Origin of the sequence: Cutibacterium avidum 44067 (genome assembly GCF_000367205.1) — a bacterium.
Classification (GTDB): domain Bacteria; phylum Actinomycetota; class Actinomycetes; order Propionibacteriales; family Propionibacteriaceae; genus Cutibacterium; species Cutibacterium avidum.
Map to the genome: position 1 here is coordinate 1,628,822 of NC_021064.1, position 18,046 is coordinate 1,646,867.

Below are 18,046 nucleotides of genomic sequence, written 5' to 3' on the forward strand. Positions count from 1 at the left end.
AGGAACTCCATGGCGAAAGACGCTGTTGCCACCAGCACGAAGAAGAAACGGCAAATACCCGGGTTCTCCCAGATGCAACGCATCGGACGCTCCCTCATGCTGCCCATCGCATCCCTGCCGGTCGCGGCCCTGCTCATGCGATTCGGAGCGGCCGACGTGCTGGGCGCGGACGGCGTGGCCAAGCACGCATCCTGGATGCAGCCAGTCGCTGACGTACTCGCTGGCGCCGGTGGCGCGATCTTCGACAACCTGCCCCTCATCTTCGCCCTCGGCGTGGCCGTCGGTTACGCCAAGAAGGCCGACGGCTCCACCGCACTGGCCGCCCTCATCGGCTATCTCACCTTCACAGGCGCAGGCACCTCCGACAAGACCCAGGGTGGCGTCCTGCACGCACTGGCCCCGTACTTCGCCAAGGACACCGGAGTCATCAACTACGGCGTCCTCGGCGGCATCGTCATCGGCATCATCGCCGCCAAGATGTACGAGAAGTACCGCCGCACCAAGCTGCCGACCTACCTGGCCTTCTTCGGTGGACGTCGCTTCGTGCCGATCGTCACCGCTGCGGCCTCGGTGGTCGCCGGTGTGATCATGGCCCTCATCTACCCTGCCTTCGACTGGCTGTTCAACAAGCAGGTCGGCGGATTCATCATGGCCCACGGGTCGAACCCGGCCACCGGATTCGTCTTCGGCACCATCAACCGTCTGCTCATCCCCTTCGGCCTGCACCACCTGCTCAACTCCTTGCCGTGGTTCCAGCTCGGTAACTGCACCAACGCTGCTGGCGAGACCTTGCACGGCGACATCACCTGCTTCTTCAGCGGCACGGCCGGCACCAATGCCTGGACCGGCTCCTTCATGACCGGCTTCTTCCCGATCATGATGTTTGCCCTGCCCGGTGCTGCCCTGGCCATTTACCACACCGCCAAGCCGGAGCGTAAGAAGATCACCGGTGGCGTCATGCTCTCGGTCAGCCTGACCGCCTTCCTCACCGGTATCACCGAGCCCCTCGAGTACGCCTTCGCTTACGTGGCCTTCCCGCTGTACCTCGTGCACGCCCTGCTCACCGGCTCTTCCCTGGCCCTGTGCAACGCTCTGGGCATCAAGGACGGGTTCGGATTCTCGGCCGGTCTGACCGACTACATCATCAACTTCGGACGAGCTGCTGAGCTGTCCGGCGGTGCAGGAAAGGTCCTGCTGCTCCTCCTCATCGGTCTCGTCTATGCCGTCATCTACTACGTGGTGTTCCGATTCGTCATCACGAAGTGGAACCTGCGCACCCCTGGCCGCGAGGAGGAGGGTGACGAGTCCAACGCCGGGGCCAGCGTCTTCGACGAGGCTCAGCTCGCCGCCAACAAGTCCACCGGCAAGGAGAACGCCCAGAAGGAGGGCCGAGCCTGATCCCGCCCCTCCCCCACCTCATGACGGCGCCCCCGGCACAAGCAAGCCGGGGCGCCGTCCGCAATTGCCCTCAGTCGTTCTGCGGAGCGGGCATCACTCGCCGCAGAACCTGGTCCAGGATGACGCCGATGACAATTGCACCGATGATCCCGACCGTCGCGGCGAGGATGTGGTTGTTGCCCAGGAAACTTGCCGCACCGGCACCAATCCCAGTGGCATATCCAGCCCACAGGACCCCGGCCAACGCGTCGATGGGGAGGAAGACGCGATAGGAAAAGCGAGTGGCCCCCGCCATGGCGTTGACGATGACACGTCCGCCAGGGATGTATCGGGCGACCAGGATGCACAGCGGCCCGCGCACCAGCAACTGGTGAGTGGCCCAGGCGACGGTCTTCTGCCGTTTCGGTCCACCGTTGAAAAGCTTGGTGTGGCCGAGCTGATGCCCAATCCAATATGCGATGTTGTCCCCACACATCGCACCGAGTGCTGCCACCGGGACGATGATCCACCACGGCGGGTGTCCTACTGCTGCCAGGGCGACGACGAGGGATTCGCTGGGGACGGGCGGGAAGAACCCGTCGATGACGCATAGTCCCCCCAACGCCGCAACGACCCAGGGATGGGAGGCATTGGCCGCGATGACGCCGTTGACGCTCGCCATCCATGCGGTCAGATCCATACCTGCCAGTCTTCCACCCAGGCTCAACCGGTCGTCACATGGCTGGAGATCGCCTGTCGGTAGACCGTCTCCAACTGATCGACGACGGGCCCGGCCGCGAATCGGGAGCGAGCCTGCCATGCGATCGCCGCTCGGTCCCACGGCCGACCAAGCACCTGTTGCAGGCCATCTGCCAGCGCGTCGACGTCCCCCACCGGGACGACCATGCCGTTGCTGTCGTCGATGAACTCCTGTGGACCACCACACGCCGTCGTCAGGACTGGTAGGCCTGCCGTCAACGCTTCGGCGCAGACCACCCCGAAGGTCTCGGCGTGGGAGGCCAGGGCGAAGGCGTCGGCACCCGCGAGCTCCTCCGCGATGCGCTCACGCGGCTGGGTACCCAGCAGGACGATATTCGGGTTGTTGGCAGCGATGGTCTCCAACGACCCCCGTTGTGGTCCGTCCCCGATGATGCGCAGCTGAACTCCGGGCACCTGCTCGACGGCATGGGCCAGTTCGACCATTCCCTTGCCTGGGTTGAGGGTGGCGACGCTGACCACCACCGTTCCCTCATGACGGCGGGCAGGACGGTCAAAGAGATCGACGTCGACGATGTTGGGAATCACCGTCGAGGTGATCCCATGCCCTGCCAGCCGCGAACTCAGCCCCTGGGAGACACTGACGACCGCGTCGGCCCTGTCTCCGGCGACCGAGATGTCCTCGGTCAGGCGCCGATCAGGATTCGCCAGGTGGGAGTCATGCTCTGTCCACACCAGTGGCTCCGGAAACTCGGCGCGGGTCGCAGCGGCCGCGAATCGCGCGAAGTGAGCATGGATGACGTCAGGCGTTCCCCACTCGGAGGTCACGGTTCGATGGAGTCGTCGCGCAGCCCAGGCGTGAACACGATGATCAGTCCGCGCGGAAACGGCCCCCACCGGGACATCCAGTCTCACCACCGTGATGCCGTCATCGCGTTCCACGGCGTGCTCGACACGAGTTCCGAACTTCCGCCAGTGCCGGGCCGAGCGTGCGTCGAGGACGGCCAGTACCACCTCATGGGCCTGTTGGCGCAGCGCCACCGCCTGGTCGTACTCGAAGATCCCCCGCAGCGGAGCTTCCGGGCTCGGAGTACCCCGAGACAAAACCATGACGCGCATATCACTCACTTGCGATTGACGACGACGGTGCCCAGTACGAGATCGTCGAGACCTCGCCTTTCTGCACCGATGACGAGGGCCGGAATGACGAGGCACTTCATCGCTGTGCGGGCGGCCGCTCGCCACCATCCGATGGGGCCGAGGCCATCGAGTCGGACCACGGCCACTCGGGCGACGATCTGGCCGAAGGATCCGCCTGCCATCGCGGTGAAGAGGACCGACTCGACGAAGAAGACCGCCATCGGCATCCACATCTTCCAGCCTCCACTGCGGATCACTGCCGGCCCGACGATGGTGCTGGCCAGCACCATGGATGCTCCCCAGTCAATGATGAGAGCACCAATGCGTTTGCCCCAACTCGCCAGCGATCCGCGCCCTTCCGTGGGCAGCCCGATCGAGGTGCCTGGCGCTGCCTCGGTTCCACTCACCCAGGGAATCCTACCGGTAGTACCTGTTACACGCTCGAAACACAACGGTGACGGCTAAGCAACCCGCACGGACTACCGTGAACACATCACCAGCCGTGTTGATGGAGGAAAGATGTTCGAAGGTCCCGACGACCTGCTCGCCTATGTCAAGAAGGAAGGCATCGAGATGATCGATGTCCGCTTCTGCGACCTCATCGGTGTCATGCAGCACTTCACCGTCCCCGCCCGAGAGTTCGACAAGGACCAGTACGAGAACGGTCTGGCCTTCGACGGATCCTCCATCCGGGGCTTCCAGAAGATCAACGAGTCGGACATGGCCCTGCTGCCTGACCCGACGACCGCCTGGATCGACCCGTTCCGCGAGTGCAAGACGCTCATCGTGAACTTCAACGTCCACGACCCGATCACCAAGGAGGCCTACAGCCGCGACCCGCGCAACATCGCACGCAAGGCCGAGGCCTACCTCACCTCCACCGGCATCGGCGACACTGCCTTCTTCGCTCCCGAGGCCGAGTTCTACGTCTTCGACGACATTCGCTTCGACACTCGCCAGAACACCTCGTACTACTCCATCGACTCCGAGGCTGGTGCCTGGAACACCGGACGCACCGAGGACGGCGGCAACCGCGGTTACAAGGTGAAGTACAAGGGCGGTTACTTCCCGGTGGCCCCCACCGACCACTTCGGTGATCTGCGTGACGAGATCGTCACCATCATGGAGGGCCTCGACATGAAGGTCGAGCGGGCCCACCACGAGGTCGGCACCGCTGGCCAGGCCGAGATCAACTGGCGCTTCAATACCTTGTCCCGCGCAGCTGACGACGTCATGAAGTTCAAGTACATCGTCAAGAACGTTGCCTGGCAGCACGGCAAGACAGCGACCTTCATGCCGAAACCGATCTTTGGTGACAACGGTTCGGGCATGCACGTCCACTCCTCGCTGTGGAGGAACGGCGATCCACTCTTCTTTGACGAGTCCGGTTACGCACAGCTGTCCGACATGGCTCGTTACTACATCGGCGGCATCCTCAAGCACGCCCCGTCGCTGCTGGCCTTCACCAACCCGTCGGCCAACTCCTACCATCGTCTCGTTCCTGGCTTCGAGGCCCCGGTCAACCTGGTGTACTCCCAGCGCAACCGCTCCGCCTGCATGCGTATCCCGATCACCGGTCCGAACCCGAAGGCCAAGCGTGTCGAGTTCCGCTGCCCCGATCCCTCGGCCAACCCGTACATGGCCTTCGCTGCCCTGCTGCTCGCTGGCCTGGACGGCATCCAGAACAAGATTGAGCCGCCGGCCCCGGTCGACAAGGACATCTACGAGCTGCCCCCGGAGGAGCACGCCGCCATGGATCACGTTCCTGGCAGCCTCGGAGCCGTCCTCGACCACCTTGAGGACGATCATGAGTTCCTCCTTGCCGGTGACGTGTTCACCCCGGATCTCATCGAGACCTGGATCGAGCTCAAGCGTGGTGACCTGAATGCTCTGCAGCAGCGTCCGCATCCCTACGAGTTCGACCTGTACTACGACATCTGAGTCGATCTGACGTGATTCCGTGGGGGGGACGACTTCGGTCGTCCCCCTCGTCGCGTCGTGGCCAGTCGAGCGAGGAATGCGACGATTGTGTGAACTTGGGGCTGATTCGCCTCAATCCAGCAACCGCACGGCCGCCTCAGGTGTGGGCACGGCGTCAGAACCATCCGGCCCAGTGGAAGATTCGCCGGTCAGTGCATAGGAGCCTCCCAGATCCAGACACCCCTCCAGGGCGGCCGTCGTCGTCCCCTCTGTTGCGACAAGTCGTCGTGCTCCGCGGTGCTCGCAATCGCCATTGCTATGCCAGCTCAATTCCCAGCCGGAGAACCCTCCGGGGGCCAGACGCTTGGGTGTGGCCTTGGGGTCGTAGGGCTTCCAAGTCACCGACACGGGCACCCCAGACTCAGAACTCTGCTGGAGTTTCGGCATGACGGGCACCGTCGTCGTCGACGTGCCGCAGTTGCGGATCATGAGCCGGGCGACGCGTGCCCCCAGCGCTTCCTCGACGTCACCAAACCCCATCGCCACTTTCTCGCCTGGCCGGCACGTCAAGGCGCCCCGACCGCCGCCAACGCTGGTCACTCGCTGTGGGGACGTGCTCGGCTCGGGGCGAGGACGGGGCGTGTACCTCGGCGTCGCGGTCATTGAGGAGGTCGGTACGACAGCCTCGGGCACCGCTGGGATCGGCCGTGAACAACCGGACGCCATCGCTGTGGCTGCAATCGCAGCGGCAACCGCTCGCCGGCTCCTCACCCGAGCCACTGCCATGCCCGGCCGAAAGGTCGACAGGAGAGTCCCCATGATGCCGATGAGGAACGGACGACCATCATTCACGCGGTCCGCCGTCGCGTCCTTGCGGTGACTGGGAAAAGACATCATCCTGACCACACGACCGATCCTTGGATTGGTTTGGGAGATTCCAGCTGTTCGGGATTCTCGGCTTCCCCGGGCTTCGGCGTGGCCGATCGCTTCACCGTGGGGATGAAGCATCCTTCGTCGCTCACGACCCCTCCGGCAATCTCAACCGACATCACTTGAATGTGGGAACCACAACCACCTTGCCCAGGCCATGACAAGGTGACCTTGCGCCCCATTCCGCTGAGCAGTTCTCCCGGGACGACACCGCGCGATTCCCATGCGATCTTGACGGGCGAGCCTGCGGACGTCACCTTGATCGTCGGCACGGCAGGCAGGGTCAACGGTTTCTCGGTGCAGTTCCGGACGATCAGCTCGACAGAGCTACCCGCGTCTCCCGTCTTCATCGAAGACATCTCAAGGACCGGGGTCGACCCCTTGCACGTCGGCATGGCCGGAGTACTGGCACCAGAAGCACCTTTTGACGGTCTCGGCCGCACCGGCTGGGGCGGAACGGAATTGGCGATCGGAGTCGCCCCGGGCTGGTTCGCCATGTCGGCGACGGTCGGAGTCTTCTCGGCGCACCCTGCTGCGGCCACGACGGCAGCCAGGCACACAAACATCGTCACTGGTCGGCGAACAGTCATACCCTCAAGCTACCGTGAACCCATGGCAGCTGATACATCCCACACCGCCATCCCCTCACCCGCCGACGACCTCGTCACCGTCAGTCGGGTTCGCGACATCCTCGATGAGTGGTACCCGCCATCCCTGGCGGAGTCGTGGGATGCCCCGGGTCTGGTGTGCGGTGACCCTGACGACACCGTCAGTCACATCGTGTGCGCTCTGGAAGCCACCGACGACGTCGTCGACGCCGCGATCGCGGCGCACGCGGACATGCTCGTCGTCCACCACCCACTTCTCATGCGTGGGGTCAGCTCGGTGGCAGCTGACACCGCCAAGGGACGCATCATTCACCAGCTCATCCGTCATCGCATTGCCCTCATGAGTGCCCACACCAATGCCGACGCCGCGGTCGGTGGTGTCAATGACGTCCTCGCGAGGCTCCTGGGCGTCGTCGTCGAGCGTCCTCTCGAACCCGTCACCCAAGCCGTGGATCTGTGGGGAGTCCAGGTGCCCCTCGACTCCTCGGAGGCGCTTCGCAATGCCCTCTTCGATGCCGGGGCCGGACGGTTCGACGGTTATGACCAGTGCAGTTTCGAGACCGTCGGGCGCGGCCAGTTCCGGCCTCTCGATGGCTCCCATCCCACCATCGGCACAGCCCATGAGGTGGAGACCGTTGAGGAAGCGCGCATTCACGTCGTCGCCCCGACCTGGGCACGCTCCGCAGTGCGATCGGCTCTCGTCGCCGCCCATCCCTACGAGGTGCCCGCCTACGACGTGACGACCATTGACTCGGGAGCTCGCCCCGGCCCCACCACCCCGGGTATCGGTCGTGTCGGCCATCTCGACGAACCGATGACACTGCGGTCCTTCACCCGGCGAGTCTCCGAACGACTCCCCCGTACCGTCTGGGGAGTGCGGGCTGCTGGCGACCCGGACCAACCGATCAACACCGTCGCGCTGTGCTCCGGAGCCGGAGATTCCCTGCTGGATGCCGCAGCAGCCAGCAACGCCGACGTCTACCTCACCAGTGACCTGCGCCATCATCCTGCCGACGAACATCTTCGGGCCGGCGGACCAGCCCTCGTCGACACGGCTCACTGGGCCTCCGAATCACCCTGGTGTGCTGACGTGGCCCGCCGACTTCACGAGGAACTCGGTCTGCCCTGCCGAGATCTGGGCATCCGAACCGACCCGTGGACCCTCGGAGCTGCAGTGGCACAATAGCAGGACGTGACAAGCACTGATTCCGTGAATTCCGACGACGACCTGCGCCACGACCACGAATTCGTCAACGACACCGAGGCCGTCATCCGTCTGGGATCAATGCTGCTGTCGTCGGGTACCGGGTCCTATCGGGTGAAGAGGGCCATGACGGACACGGGGGATGCCCTCGGCATGGATCGCCTCGACGCCACCGTCGGTCTCACCGAGATCACGGTCACCGCGCACCGGGGCGACAACTTCCGCACCGTGGCCCGGGAGGTGTACCGAGTGCGCGTCGACTCCTCTCGCATCTCCGCTCTCGAGGAGCTTGCCCACAACCTTCCCGAGGGGATGACAGGCCGCGATGTCGAGGCCAGACTCGACAACATCTCCCGGACCGTCCGCCCACAGTGGAAGGAATGGCAGACCATTCTCGCCGGTGGTTTTGCCTGCGCCGGATTCGCCATCCTCAACAAGTTCTCGCTGGCCGACTCACTCGTCGTGCTGCTGGCGGCAAGTGCCGGCCAGTTCGTACGTGGTCGACTCAACCGTCGCTGGCTCAACCAGTTCGGTGTCGCGGCGCTCGCATCTGCAGCGGCCTGTCTCATCTACCTGGTGGTCGCCGACCTCCTTACGAACACTGGGCTTCACACGATCCACGGCCCCGGATACGTGGCCTCCCTGCTCTTCCTGGTACCTGGTTTTCCGATGATCACCTCCATCCTCGACATGGTCCGGATGGACTTCACAGCGGGTCTGAGCCGCGCAATGTACTCGGTTGGTCTCATCCTTGCCGCGACGTTGTCGGCCTGGGTGTTCTCGGTTGCCACCGGACTGTTACCACTACCCGCGCAGACGGTGCTGCCGAATCCCTGGGCGTGGCTGGCTTACGCCGCAGCGACGGCATGTGGGGTCGCCGGATTCGCCATCATCTTCAACTCGTCGCCGCGGATGCTGGCATGGGCGGTCGCTCTGGGAGTGGTGGGAAACCTCTGTCGCCTGGCCCTGGTCGGTGCCAACCTGCCAGCGCAGTTGGCAGCCGGGGTCGGCGGCCTCGCGATCGGATTCCTGGCCAGCCCGTTGTCGGTCAGGACCAAGCTGCCCCGCATCACCCTGACGGTCCCCGCCTGCGTCATCATGGTGCCCGGTGCCTCCATGTACCGCACTGTGTACTGGCTCAACGCCCAGGACATGACGAAGGCGCTGACCTTCGGTGCCGACGCCGTTCTCACCCTGGTCCTCATCGCCTGCGGATTGGCGGTGGCCCGGATGTGCACCGACCCGGCGTGGGCACACAACCTCCCCATCCCCAGCCCACACGCCTTCAAGTTCTCCGAGGAGGACTGATCACTGGTTCCAGAAGACGGCATCGACCACCTTGGAGGCACGTCGCCCGTGCCGCAGATGGTCCTCAATCAACTGCTCAGATGCCCCACGGCCCATCCCGAGGGCCCGGGCAATGACGTCAAGATCAATTGAGTCGGAGGGTATGACGTCACTGGGACGGCCCCGCACCACCATGATCACATTGCGCAGCCGGCTGGCAGCCAACCAGGAATCGCACAGCTCCTGGTGCTGTTCCTCGTCGACGTGATCGGCTGCCAGAGCAGCGTCAAGGGCCTTGATCGTCGAGGTCGTGCGCAGAGCGGGCTCCTTGCCGGCATGCTGCAACTGAATGACCTGGGCAGTCCATTCGATGTCGGACAGGCCTCCGGGCCCGAGCTTGAGATGACGCCTGGGATCGACACCGCGCGGAATTCGCTCGGACTCCATTCGTGCCTTGAGCATGCGGATCTCGGCCAACTGACCAGCCGTCAGGCCGTCGGCCGGGTAGCGCAGGTTGTCGACGCACTCGAGCAACGCAGTCGTCAGGTCTCGATCACCGGCTCCGTGGCTCGCCCGCAAGAGGGCCTGGGACTCCCAGGTGCTCGACCACTTCCCGTAGTACTTGCGATAACTCTCCAGGCTGCGCACCATCGGTCCCGATCGTCCTTCCGGACGCAGGTCGGCATCCAAGATCAGCGCGGGATCGGCACCGTTCCTGCCGAGCAGGTTCCGCAGCTTGGTGACGATGCGCGATGCCTTCTCACCGGCACCTGGTCCGTCACCGACGACGAAGAGACAGTCGGCGTCAGAACCGTAGGACAGCTCCTGGCCGCCCCATCGGCCCATCGCGACGATGCCAATTGGTGGGGCGTCCTCAACACCGCGCGACACTGCGGACAGCGCAGCGTCGATCGTCGCTCCTGTCAGGTCAGTGAGGGCCCGGCCGATGCGCAACGTGTCGGTGACATTGAGGATGTTCGCGACGAGGATCCGGAACAGTTCACGACGCCGCACCGCACGGATCGCCTCGACCGCCTCCTCGACGTCACGGTGCCGCCTGGCAACGGCGTACATCTGGCGAGTGAGGTCATCGCGGTCCAGCGGAGTCAGATCGTCGTCGACGAGGACCTGGACGGTCTCGGGGGCTCGGGTGAGGACGTCTACGGCATATCTCGACGTCGACAGCACCGTTGCCAGCCGCTGAGCCATGGTCCCCTCGTCACGCATCGCGCGCAGGTACCAAGGAGATTCCCCCAATGCCTCGGAGACCTGGCGGAAGGCCAGCAAACCATTGTCGGGGCTGGGGCCGTCGGCCAGCCAGGCGAGCATGGCCGGCATGAGAGCGGTCTGGATACGCACTGCTCGGCTGGTACCGCTGGTGAGGGCCTCGATGTGACGCAGGCCGGCGTCCTCGTCGTGGAATCCCAGCGCCCCGAGCCGAACCTTGGCTGCCTCCGGGCCCATCCGCAGGTCCTCGGTGGGGATGCGAGCCACAGCCTCGACCACAGGCGAGTAGAACACCTGGCCATGAGCCCGCAGGACGGCCTTCGAGGTCGCCGTCCACACACCTCGCACCTCGTCGGGGGTGTGCAGGCCCACTGCCCGTGCCAGCCTGCGCAAACCTGGCTCGTCGTCGGGAAGGAGGTGGGTACGACGCAACCGGAACATCTGCACCCGATGTTCCATCACTCGTTGCAGTCGATAGGCCTCCCCGAGACGTTCGGCCGCACCTCGGGAGATGTAACCGCCAGCAGCCAGCGCGCGCAGGGCCGGCAGAGTGGCTCGTACCCGCAGCGACTCGTCCTGGCGTCCGTGGACCAGCTGCAGCAACTGGGCGGTGAACTCGACGTCTCGCAACCCCCCGGCACCCAGCTTGATCTCACGGCCCTTCTCTCTGGTGGCGATGCAGGAGACGACCCGGGTTCGCATGGCGCGGGTTTCCGGGACGAAACCTTCTGCCTCCCCCACCTGCCACACCATGGGTGAGACCATCTCGACAAATCTCTGCCCCAAATCGAGGTCGCCAGCCATCGGACGAGCCTTGAGGAGGGCCTGGAACTCCCAGTTCTTCGCCCACTTCTCGTAGTAGGTGCGCATCGAGTCCATGGTTCGCACCAGTGGTCCGGCATTGCCCTCGGGACGCAGCGCGGCGTCGACCTGCCAGATGGACCCTGCCCCGGAGTGGGCCGAACAGATCCGCGCCACCGAGGCTGCCAATTTCGTGGCGATGTCGACAGCCCGAGCCGCTGAGACGTCTTCCCGGGCCGGCTCGGCGACATGGACGACGTCAACGTCGGAGATGTAGTTGAGTTCCTGAGCCCCGCACTTTCCCATTGCGATGACGGCGAGCCGTGCGTCGGCATGATCCGGACAGTCTGCGCGGGTCAGGGCCAGGGCAGCGGCGACGACGGCGTCGGCAAGGTCTGCCAGTTCTCCCGCGATGTCCTCGACGACCTCGGTCGGGTCGTCCGCCCCGACATCTCGGGAGGCGATCCGCACCAGATGACGCCGATTGGCCAACCTCAGCCGATCCGCTGCCGGACCGGTGGGCCTCTCGGCCACCAGGAACTCACCATCCTCATGAGCTCCGACGACCTCGAGCAGGTCGTCGCGAATCTCGTCACGGCTGCGACGCACGGGATCGTGGGCGATCTCGGCCAGGTCGTCGGGATGGGCAACAAGGTGACGGCCCAACTCGCTGGAAGCGCCCAGGAGCCGAACGAGCCGGCATGCCGAGTCCTCGTCACCGAGGAGATCGACGACGAGCTGGGGGGATCTCTGGGAGAGATCTGCCAAGGTGTCGAGGGCCAGATCAGGGTCACAGGACATTTCCAGGTGATGTTCCCACCCGGTCAGTCGGCTTGGGTCAGCCCCGATCGTCTCTGTAATCCGCTGATGGTGGGCCAGGGACGCTTCAGTGTCCATCACTCCCAGCCGCAGTAGGTCCACCGTGACGCTCGACTTGCGATCCACCGTGACCACCCCCTCGACGGCACATTAGCCGACGAGGGCCACCGACGTGTTGCTCAGTCGTCACGTCGGTGTCGAATGGGTGTACGGTCCCAGCAACTAGCTTCCCCTAGTGTTTTTGAGGTGACGATTATGGCGGCACGCGCAGAACGCGGCGTGAGGCGGTTGGCGACGACATGGGTGGCCACCGCTCGCTCGTTGCTGCCCCCGGCCAGGAACACCACCCTTGGGTCGGCCGATGCACGGTTGTGGGGACGCCACCACATCGCCCACCTCATGGTCATCCTCACCGACACCCTGCAGACCGTCACCGCCCCGACGACGATCAGACCGATGACCCTCGCCAGGGTGATCGATGAGCGCAGCAAGGCGACCGGGACCCTGGCGGCGATCGGCCACGAGGTCATCGCCGATGACACCGCCACCCGTCTGGCCAGCCAGGCGCAGCGTCTCCTCAGCGAGGTCGAGTCGGTCCTGCTGGCCACTCCGGGCCCCTCGGCGACGGTGGAATCCCTCATCGGTCCGGTTCGCATGACTGATCACCTTCGGGCAACCCTGCTCGCCATGGTGGCCATGGGTCTCCACGACGGCGTCGACGTTCCGTCGCCAGCCATCACTGAGAGCTGCCGGACACTGTCGGCCGTCCTTGACGATACCCATGGCGGACGCACCATCGAGCTGCGAGTGCCGCCCGCATGTGCAGTCCAGCTGGCAGCCACCGAGTCGGGACCCAGCCATCACCGTGGCATCCCGCCCAATGTGGCCGAGATGGATCCCGTCACCTTCCTGCAGCTGGCCACCGGCTTCTCCTCCTGGGAGGAGATGCGCGAGGCGGGATGGGTCCAGGCGTCTGGATCCCACGTCGACGACGTCGCCAACCTTCTGCCCGTGGTGGACATGGCAGGGGCCCTCCGCGAGATCCTCGCCGAGGACTGATCAGCTGGACCCGATCACCGCGATCATCGGGCTCGACTCCTTGTGCCCTGGCAAGGACGGCGATGGTGCTTTGGCACAGTCAGCTCGCACCAGTGGTCTCAGGGACTTGGCCGGTCGACCGCTCACAGATGGGGAAGGTAACGATCCAACTCGAACTGGCTGACCTGCCGGTTGTACTCCTCGAACTCCGCCCGCTTGTTGCGTAGGAAGAAGTCGTAGACGTGCTCGCCGAGGGTCTCGGCCACCAGCTCGGACTCCTCCATGCACCGGATGGCGGCACCCAGGCTCTGCGGCAGACGCTTGATACCGAGGGCGTGACGTTCCCGGGCCGACAGCTGCCACACGTCGTCGGAGGCCTCCTCAGGCAGCGGCAGCTCCTTCTCGATGCCGTCCAGACCAGCGGCCAGCACCAAGGAGTAGGCCAGGTATGGATTGGCAGCCGAGTCGATAGAACGCAGTTCCACCCGCGCTGACGAGGCCTTGTCCGGCTTGTACATCGGTATCCGGACAAGGGCCGAGCGGTTGTTGCGACCCCAGCAGATGTAGTTGGGGGCCTCCCCCCCGCCCGAGAGTCGTCGATACGAGTTCACCCACTGGTTCGTGACAGCGGTGATCTCCGGAGCGTGGTGAAGCAGGCCCGCCACGAAGTGCTTGGCCACCGGCGACATGCGAAACTCGTCAGCCACGTCGTAGAAGGCATTGGTGTCGCCCTCGAACAAGGAGACGTGGGCGTGCATTCCCGATCCGGCGTGGTTGGTGAAGGGCTTGGGCATGAAGGTGGCCTTGATGCCCTTGAGGGAGGCAATCTCCCGAATGACCACGCGGAAGGTCATGATGTTGTCGGCCATCGTCAACGCATCGGCGTAACGCAGGTCGATCTCGTGCTGGCCGGGGGCGGCCTCGTGGTGGCTGAACTCCACCGAGATACCCATCTGCTCCAGGACGTTGATGGCGTCACGACGGAAATCGGTACCCGCCCCCAGGGTGGTGTGGTCGAAGTAGCCGCCGTTGTCGAGGGAGACAGGTGCTCCACCGGGCTGGTGCTCCTCCTTGAGCAGGTAGAACTCGATCTCCGGGTGCACGTAGAAGGTGAACCCCATGTCAGCGGCTCGGGCCATCGTCTTCTTGAGGACGTGACGCGGATCTGCTGCCGAGGCCGTGCCGTCGGGATTGGTGATGTCGCAGAACATCCGAGCAGTGCCGGTGCCCGAGCGCCACGGCAGCACCTGGAAGGTGGCCGGGTCCGGATGGGCCACCATGTCTGCCTCGTAGACGCGGGCGTACCCCTCAATAGCCGAACCGTCGAAACCGACGCCTTCGGCAAAAGCACCCTCGACCTCAGCGGGGGCGATGGCGACGGACTTGAGTGATCCCAGGACGTCGGTGAACCACAGCCTCACGAAACGAATATTGCGTTCCTCCATGGAACGCAGGACAAAATCAGTCTGCCTGCTCACCCTTCCAGTGTGCATAGCGCGTGTTTCGAGCGAGTAACAAGCGCCCTGGATCGCCTCGGTAGACTGCGGACATGGCTTCGGGTCCTCAGGCAGGGTGGTATCCAGATCCCGACGACACACCGGACCGCTATCGCTGGTTCGACGGCGAGCGCTGGACGGACCGTACCGTCACCTCCCCAGAGCCCTCTCCACAGCGAGGTGGAAAGGGTCCTCGTGGCAACAACGGCGGCCACGGTTCCGGATGGGTGTGGGCGATCATCGCCGTGGTGCTCGTCGTCGCCGTCATCGCTGCTCTCGGCCTGCGCCAGCGCACCGCATCCGATCACCACGCGGAACCCGATCTCAACTCCTCCTCGCCGACCGTTTCTGCCTGGAACGAGAAATCGAGCACCCCGTCGGCCAGTTCATCGGCCATCAGGTGCCCGCAAGGCCAGCGTCCCGGCAACCTGGACACCGCTGACGACCGGTTGCATGGCGGTGGCGTCTCGGTGGAATCCATTCCCAACTGGCGCCGCCAGAACCTCACCTTGCCGTGGGTGATGGGTCAGTCGGCTCAGATTGACGACGTCTACCCCGGGTGGATGAGTGTGTCAGGAGTGGGTGGTCTTCCGGTCGCGGAAGGATTCTCCGATCCGCAGACCGCGGCATCGATGATGATGTCCTGCTTCGCCAGCTCCGACTATTACATGGGCTACACCGGCGAGAAGGAGATTCGCTCGGAGGCCCTCACCGTTGACGGGCATCCTGCCTGGTGGAAGCGCAGCGAGATCTACGTGACGCTGTCCAACCTGCCGAAGGTGCGTGGCGACGTCGTCGACGTCGTCGTGGTCAACACCGGGCAGACGGATTTCCTCGGGATGTACTTCAACTCCGCCACGATCGGGGACTCAGCACGTCAGACCCTCGTCGACCACGCGCGCGAATCCCTCAAGGTGGGCTGACGGCTCAGTCGTCGTCCTCCTCGTCATTGAAACGAGGATCGTTCTCCCAGAAGTCGTTGCGCGCGGCCACCGTGTCAAGAGCCTCCGCCGCTGACTGAGGAGACGGGTACGGGCCAAGGTGATCGGCCGCCTTGCAGTCATCGGCAGTCTCGACGGTGTGGTGTTTGAGACACCAGAAGTATTCGGTCTTGTCAGCCATGTGATCCCCCTCCGGTATCGTGACTCACATCCTAGATGTCAATGATCGTCCCGTTTTTCCATCCGCGCTGTGAAACCCTGCACCATGACTCTCAAGATCGCCGTCAACTCCGTCATTCGGGGCGCATCCTCCTGGCTCTCCCTCATCGTCGCCTCGGTCGTGCTCATGGTGGTGGTCACCCTGAGCATCGGTTTAATAGTCGCCGGGGTGTCTGCCGGCGGCGACGCGCAGCAGGCCTACGCGTCCATGGGCGGGGTGGCCCTGGGATTCACGGTGCTGACCGGATTCGCCTCCTTCCGGCTGGTCGTAGGCACCTGTGTGCGCCTGCAACGACGTGACGTCGCCTTGTGGCAGATCGTCGGTGTGCTGCCACGAACTGCCCTGTTGATCCTCATTGTCGAAATCCTCCTCGTCACAGCCCTGTCCGCACTGCTTGGGGCGCTTGTCTCGGAGGCCGTGTGGCCGTGGTACGCCGGTTTCGTGGCCACCAGCGGGCTGCCTCCCAGTGATGGGCTGACCCATCCGATTCCCGTCGTGGCGATGATCACGGGAGTCGCGACGACGGCCGTCGTCAGTCTGGTATCTGGTCTGGGTTCGGCACGACAGATCGCACGGGCTGACGTCGTCACTGCAGTCCGTCCATCGGAGACGACACAGTCCTCACCGCGCCACTCCCGCGTCCTCTTCGTGGTCGTCACAGTGCTTCTCATCGCGGGAACCGTGACCCTGTACCTCACCATTGGCCACGTCAGTCCAGTCACCGACGCAGACGACCTCGTCGGAGTCCTCTCCGCGTATCCGGGGATGGGGCTCCTCGTCTGTCTGGTTTTCGCAATGATCTGCGGGCCGGTCGTCCGTGGCCTTGTCGCGCTCATCAGAGCCATTGGCCTCGGCGGCACCCCTGGATTCCTGGCGAGCCGTGAGGCAGCGGCCAGGCCGCGATTGACCCAGGCCCTCGTCATGCCCATCAGTCTGGCAGCAGCCGCAATCGGAATGATGACGAGCTGGATCCACCTGGTGACGACGGTGATGGCAGCCCGCGCTCCCGGATCCGGATCGGTCTCGGCCCCGCCACGCCAGATGGCCTTGTTGCTGGGAGGTCCGGTCATTGTCGCCTGCGTGTGCGCATCCGCCATCGTGCTGGCCACTTCATCACACCGACGCGAGGACAATGCCCTGTTGCTGGTGTCGGGATCGACGCCGGGTCTGGTACGCGCCAAGACCGTTCTGGAGGCCCTGGTGTACGCAGCCGTCTGCCTGGTGTGTTCCTACACCATTGTCACGGTCAACGACCTGGCCATGGTGGCTGCGCTGTCGGCAGGACCGGTCCCCGACGTCAGAGCCACGCCACCTGGGTGGTCGGCCTGTGCAGTGGTCGGCTTTGGGTTCACCCTCACCTTGATCCTCCTTCTCGTCGTCACCCGCAGTGGCATGCGGAAGGATCCCATCACCATCGTCATGGGAGGTCGTTGATGTCGCCGTTGATCAGTGCCGTGGGGGTACGCAAGGGTTTCGGAAAGGGATCCCAACGGATCGAAGTGCTCAGGGGAGTCGATCTCGAGGTTGGTCCTGGCGAGTTCGTCGCCATCGTCGGGTCCTCGGGAGCAGGCAAGTCGACGCTGCTGTATTGCTTGTGCGGTCTCATCGCCGCCGATGGCGGGAGTATCGCCCTGGCCGGCAACGACCTCGGTTCGGCTAGTCGTTCTGAGCTCGCACGGATACGCCGCGATCACGTCGGGGTTGTCTTCCAGGACCTCAACCTCATCAGTTCCCTCAACGTCCGTGACAATGTCCGCCTGCCTGCGCGACTGGCAGGGATGAGGCCGCGCCGACGTGATGTCATGCACGCCCTGGAGACCGTCGGGCTGGCCTCCTGCGCCGACAAGTACCCGAACCACCTGTCCGGCGGACAGCGTCAACGGGTGGCGATAGCGCGGTCCCTGGTCCGGGCTCCCCAGGTACTCTTCGCTGACGAGCCGACCGGGTCTCTCGACGTCGCCTCTCGGGAGACCGTCCTCGATCTGCTTCGCGAGACCGTGACCGACAGCACCTCTTTGGTCATGATCACCCATGATCTGGACATCGCAGCCACCGCAGATCGCGTCATTGTTCTCGCGAATGGCCATCATGACCGGGTCCTGACCCACCCAACCTCCGAGGAACTCTTCGAGACCATGCACTGATCCGAACTGTTGCACATCGGCACACGAACGTGAACCAATCCGGCGTCGTGACACTGACGACCTAGACTAGGCCGACGTGAGTGCCATCAAGCCGTATCCCCAGAGTCCTCGTCGCCACGTCCCCGGCAGCATTGCTCGCCCTCCCTATGTCGGTTTGGGAGACGTCCCGGAGACCTA

General features: G+C 64.5%; 17 protein-coding genes and 1 pseudogene. 10 read left to right on the top strand and 8 right to left on the bottom strand.

Going from position 1 to position 18,046, the window contains the following annotated elements:
* Positions 1 to 9 precede the first annotated feature (9 nt).
* Positions 10 to 1,398: a PTS transporter subunit EIIC gene (locus PALO_RS07445; RefSeq protein WP_015583053.1), complete on the top strand. Its 1,389-nt coding sequence runs from the start codon at positions 10 to 12 to the stop codon at positions 1,396 to 1,398.
* Positions 1,399 to 1,468: 70 nt separating this feature from the next.
* On the opposite strand, the gene PALO_RS07450 is transcribed toward PALO_RS07445, so the two are convergent.
* The 3 genes from PALO_RS07450 to PALO_RS07460 are packed head-to-tail and all read right to left on the bottom strand — an operon-like array spanning position 1,469 to position 3,641.
* Positions 1,469 to 2,077 (bottom strand): DedA family protein, encoded by a 609-nt coding sequence (locus PALO_RS07450; RefSeq protein WP_015583054.1) that lies wholly within the window; start codon positions 2,075 to 2,077, stop codon positions 1,469 to 1,471.
* Positions 2,078 to 2,100: 23 nt separating this feature from the next.
* On the bottom strand, positions 2,101 to 3,213 hold the full coding sequence (locus PALO_RS07455; RefSeq protein ID WP_015583055.1) for a glycosyltransferase: 1,113 nt from the start codon (positions 3,211 to 3,213) through the stop codon (positions 2,101 to 2,103).
* 5 nt (positions 3,214 to 3,218) lie between these two features.
* A complete protein-coding gene (locus PALO_RS07460) occupies positions 3,219 to 3,641 on the bottom strand; it encodes an RDD family protein (protein WP_015583056.1) in 423 nt (140 codons plus the stop codon).
* Positions 3,642 to 3,753: 112 nt separating this feature from the next.
* Here PALO_RS07460 and glnA (PALO_RS07465) point away from each other — a divergent pair, with 112 nt between their 5' ends.
* Positions 3,754 to 5,175 carry a type I glutamate--ammonia ligase gene (gene glnA / locus PALO_RS07465; protein ID WP_004811889.1) on the top strand — a complete coding sequence of 474 codons (1,422 nt, stop codon included), beginning with the start codon at positions 3,754 to 3,756 and terminating at the stop codon, positions 5,173 to 5,175.
* A 111-nt stretch (positions 5,176 to 5,286) separates the two neighbouring features.
* On the opposite strand, the gene PALO_RS07470 is transcribed toward glnA (PALO_RS07465), so the two are convergent.
* Positions 5,287 to 5,694 (bottom strand): hypothetical protein, encoded by a 408-nt coding sequence (locus tag PALO_RS07470; RefSeq protein ID WP_015583057.1) that lies wholly within the window; start codon positions 5,692 to 5,694, stop codon positions 5,287 to 5,289.
* A 100-nt stretch (positions 5,695 to 5,794) separates the two neighbouring features.
* On the opposite strand from PALO_RS07470, the gene PALO_RS12505 reads away from it, so the two are divergent.
* A complete protein-coding gene (locus tag PALO_RS12505) occupies positions 5,795 to 6,034 on the top strand; it encodes a hypothetical protein (protein WP_015583058.1) in 240 nt (79 codons plus the stop codon).
* Positions 6,035 to 6,047: 13 nt separating this feature from the next.
* Here PALO_RS12505 and PALO_RS07475 read toward each other — a convergent pair whose 3' ends face one another.
* Positions 6,048 to 6,674, bottom strand: coding sequence for a hypothetical protein (locus PALO_RS07475; RefSeq protein ID WP_231097285.1), 627 nt, complete (start codon positions 6,672 to 6,674; stop codon positions 6,048 to 6,050).
* Positions 6,675 to 6,696: 22 nt separating this feature from the next.
* On the opposite strand from PALO_RS07475, the gene PALO_RS07480 reads away from it, so the two are divergent.
* Together PALO_RS07480 and PALO_RS07485 are read left to right on the top strand one after the other, a co-directional pair.
* Positions 6,697 to 7,878 carry a Nif3-like dinuclear metal center hexameric protein gene (locus tag PALO_RS07480; protein WP_015583060.1) on the top strand — a complete coding sequence of 394 codons (1,182 nt, stop codon included), beginning with the start codon at positions 6,697 to 6,699 and terminating at the stop codon, positions 7,876 to 7,878.
* 99 nt (positions 7,879 to 7,977) lie between these two features.
* Positions 7,978 to 9,204, top strand: a complete 1,227-nt coding sequence (locus tag PALO_RS07485) for a threonine/serine exporter family protein (RefSeq protein ID WP_036902330.1) — start codon at positions 7,978 to 7,980, stop codon at positions 9,202 to 9,204.
* Here PALO_RS07485 and PALO_RS07490 read toward each other — a convergent pair whose 3' ends face one another.
* Positions 9,205 to 12,156, bottom strand: coding sequence for a bifunctional [glutamine synthetase] adenylyltransferase/[glutamine synthetase]-adenylyl-L-tyrosine phosphorylase (locus PALO_RS07490; protein ID WP_015583061.1), 2,952 nt, complete (start codon positions 12,154 to 12,156; stop codon positions 9,205 to 9,207). It abuts the gene before it with no gap.
* A 129-nt stretch (positions 12,157 to 12,285) separates the two neighbouring features.
* Here PALO_RS07490 and PALO_RS07495 point away from each other — a divergent pair, with 129 nt between their 5' ends.
* Positions 12,286 to 13,089: a sterol carrier family protein gene (locus PALO_RS07495; protein ID WP_015583062.1), complete on the top strand. Its 804-nt coding sequence runs from the start codon at positions 12,286 to 12,288 to the stop codon at positions 13,087 to 13,089.
* 122 nt (positions 13,090 to 13,211) lie between these two features.
* On the opposite strand, the gene glnA (PALO_RS07500) is transcribed toward PALO_RS07495, so the two are convergent.
* Positions 13,212 to 14,513 carry a type I glutamate--ammonia ligase gene (glnA, locus tag PALO_RS07500; RefSeq protein ID WP_036902328.1) on the bottom strand — a complete coding sequence of 434 codons (1,302 nt, stop codon included), beginning with the start codon at positions 14,511 to 14,513 and terminating at the stop codon, positions 13,212 to 13,214.
* A gap of 104 nt (positions 14,514 to 14,617) precedes the next feature.
* Here glnA (PALO_RS07500) and PALO_RS12875 point away from each other — a divergent pair.
* Both PALO_RS12875 and PALO_RS12880 read left to right on the top strand, forming a co-directional pair.
* Positions 14,618 to 14,689, top strand: a pseudogene (locus PALO_RS12875) (hypothetical protein); the annotation flags it as partial.
* A gap of 396 nt (positions 14,690 to 15,085) precedes the next feature.
* Positions 15,086 to 15,487 carry a hypothetical protein gene (locus tag PALO_RS12880; protein ID WP_041710285.1) on the top strand — a complete coding sequence of 134 codons (402 nt, stop codon included), beginning with the start codon at positions 15,086 to 15,088 and terminating at the stop codon, positions 15,485 to 15,487.
* A 4-nt stretch (positions 15,488 to 15,491) separates the two neighbouring features.
* Here the strand turns inward: PALO_RS12880 and PALO_RS07510 are convergent, their stop codons facing one another.
* Complete coding sequence (locus PALO_RS07510; RefSeq protein WP_004811898.1) at positions 15,492 to 15,686, bottom strand: hypothetical protein; 195 nt, start codon at positions 15,684 to 15,686, stop codon at positions 15,492 to 15,494.
* Between the two features lie 69 nt (positions 15,687 to 15,755).
* On the opposite strand from PALO_RS07510, the gene PALO_RS07515 reads away from it, so the two are divergent.
* Both PALO_RS07515 and PALO_RS07520 read left to right on the top strand, forming a co-directional pair.
* Positions 15,756 to 17,159, top strand: coding sequence for an FtsX-like permease family protein (locus PALO_RS07515; RefSeq protein ID WP_238137849.1), 1,404 nt, complete (start codon positions 15,756 to 15,758; stop codon positions 17,157 to 17,159).
* A complete protein-coding gene (locus PALO_RS07520) occupies positions 17,159 to 17,869 on the top strand; it encodes an ABC transporter ATP-binding protein (protein ID WP_015583066.1) in 711 nt (236 codons plus the stop codon). Before PALO_RS07515 ends, PALO_RS07520 begins: the two co-directional genes overlap by 1 nt.
* Positions 17,870 to 18,046: the final 177 nt, after the last annotated feature.

What these genes read in the sequence shown, in the direction of transcription:
- PALO_RS07445 (WP_015583053.1), top strand. Translation starts at nt 10, where the DNA reads ATGGCGAAAGACGCTGTTGCCACCAGCACGAAGAAGAAACGGCAAATA.
- PALO_RS07450 (WP_015583054.1), bottom strand. Translation starts at nt 2,077, where the DNA reads ATGGATCTGACCGCATGGATGGCGAGCGTCAACGGCGTCATCGCGGCC.
- PALO_RS07455 (WP_015583055.1), bottom strand. Translation starts at nt 3,213, where the DNA reads ATGCGCGTCATGGTTTTGTCTCGGGGTACTCCGAGCCCGGAAGCTCCG.
- glnA (WP_004811889.1), top strand. Translation starts at nt 3,754, where the DNA reads ATGTTCGAAGGTCCCGACGACCTGCTCGCCTATGTCAAGAAGGAAGGC.
- PALO_RS07470 (WP_015583057.1), bottom strand. Translation starts at nt 5,694, where the DNA reads ATGGGGTTTGGTGACGTCGAGGAAGCGCTGGGGGCACGCGTCGCCCGG.
- PALO_RS07475 (WP_231097285.1), bottom strand. Translation starts at nt 6,674, where the DNA reads ATGACTGTTCGCCGACCAGTGACGATGTTTGTGTGCCTGGCTGCCGTC.
- PALO_RS07480 (WP_015583060.1), top strand. Translation starts at nt 6,697, where the DNA reads ATGGCAGCTGATACATCCCACACCGCCATCCCCTCACCCGCCGACGAC.
- PALO_RS07485 (WP_036902330.1), top strand. Translation starts at nt 7,978, where the DNA reads ATGCTGCTGTCGTCGGGTACCGGGTCCTATCGGGTGAAGAGGGCCATG.
- PALO_RS07495 (WP_015583062.1), top strand. Translation starts at nt 12,286, where the DNA reads ATGGCGGCACGCGCAGAACGCGGCGTGAGGCGGTTGGCGACGACATGG.
- glnA (WP_036902328.1), bottom strand. Translation starts at nt 14,513, where the DNA reads ATGGAGGAACGCAATATTCGTTTCGTGAGGCTGTGGTTCACCGACGTC.
- PALO_RS12880 (WP_041710285.1), top strand. Translation starts at nt 15,086, where the DNA reads ATGGGTCAGTCGGCTCAGATTGACGACGTCTACCCCGGGTGGATGAGT.
- PALO_RS07510 (WP_004811898.1), bottom strand. Translation starts at nt 15,686, where the DNA reads ATGGCTGACAAGACCGAATACTTCTGGTGTCTCAAACACCACACCGTC.
- PALO_RS07520 (WP_015583066.1), top strand. Translation starts at nt 17,159, where the DNA reads ATGTCGCCGTTGATCAGTGCCGTGGGGGTACGCAAGGGTTTCGGAAAG.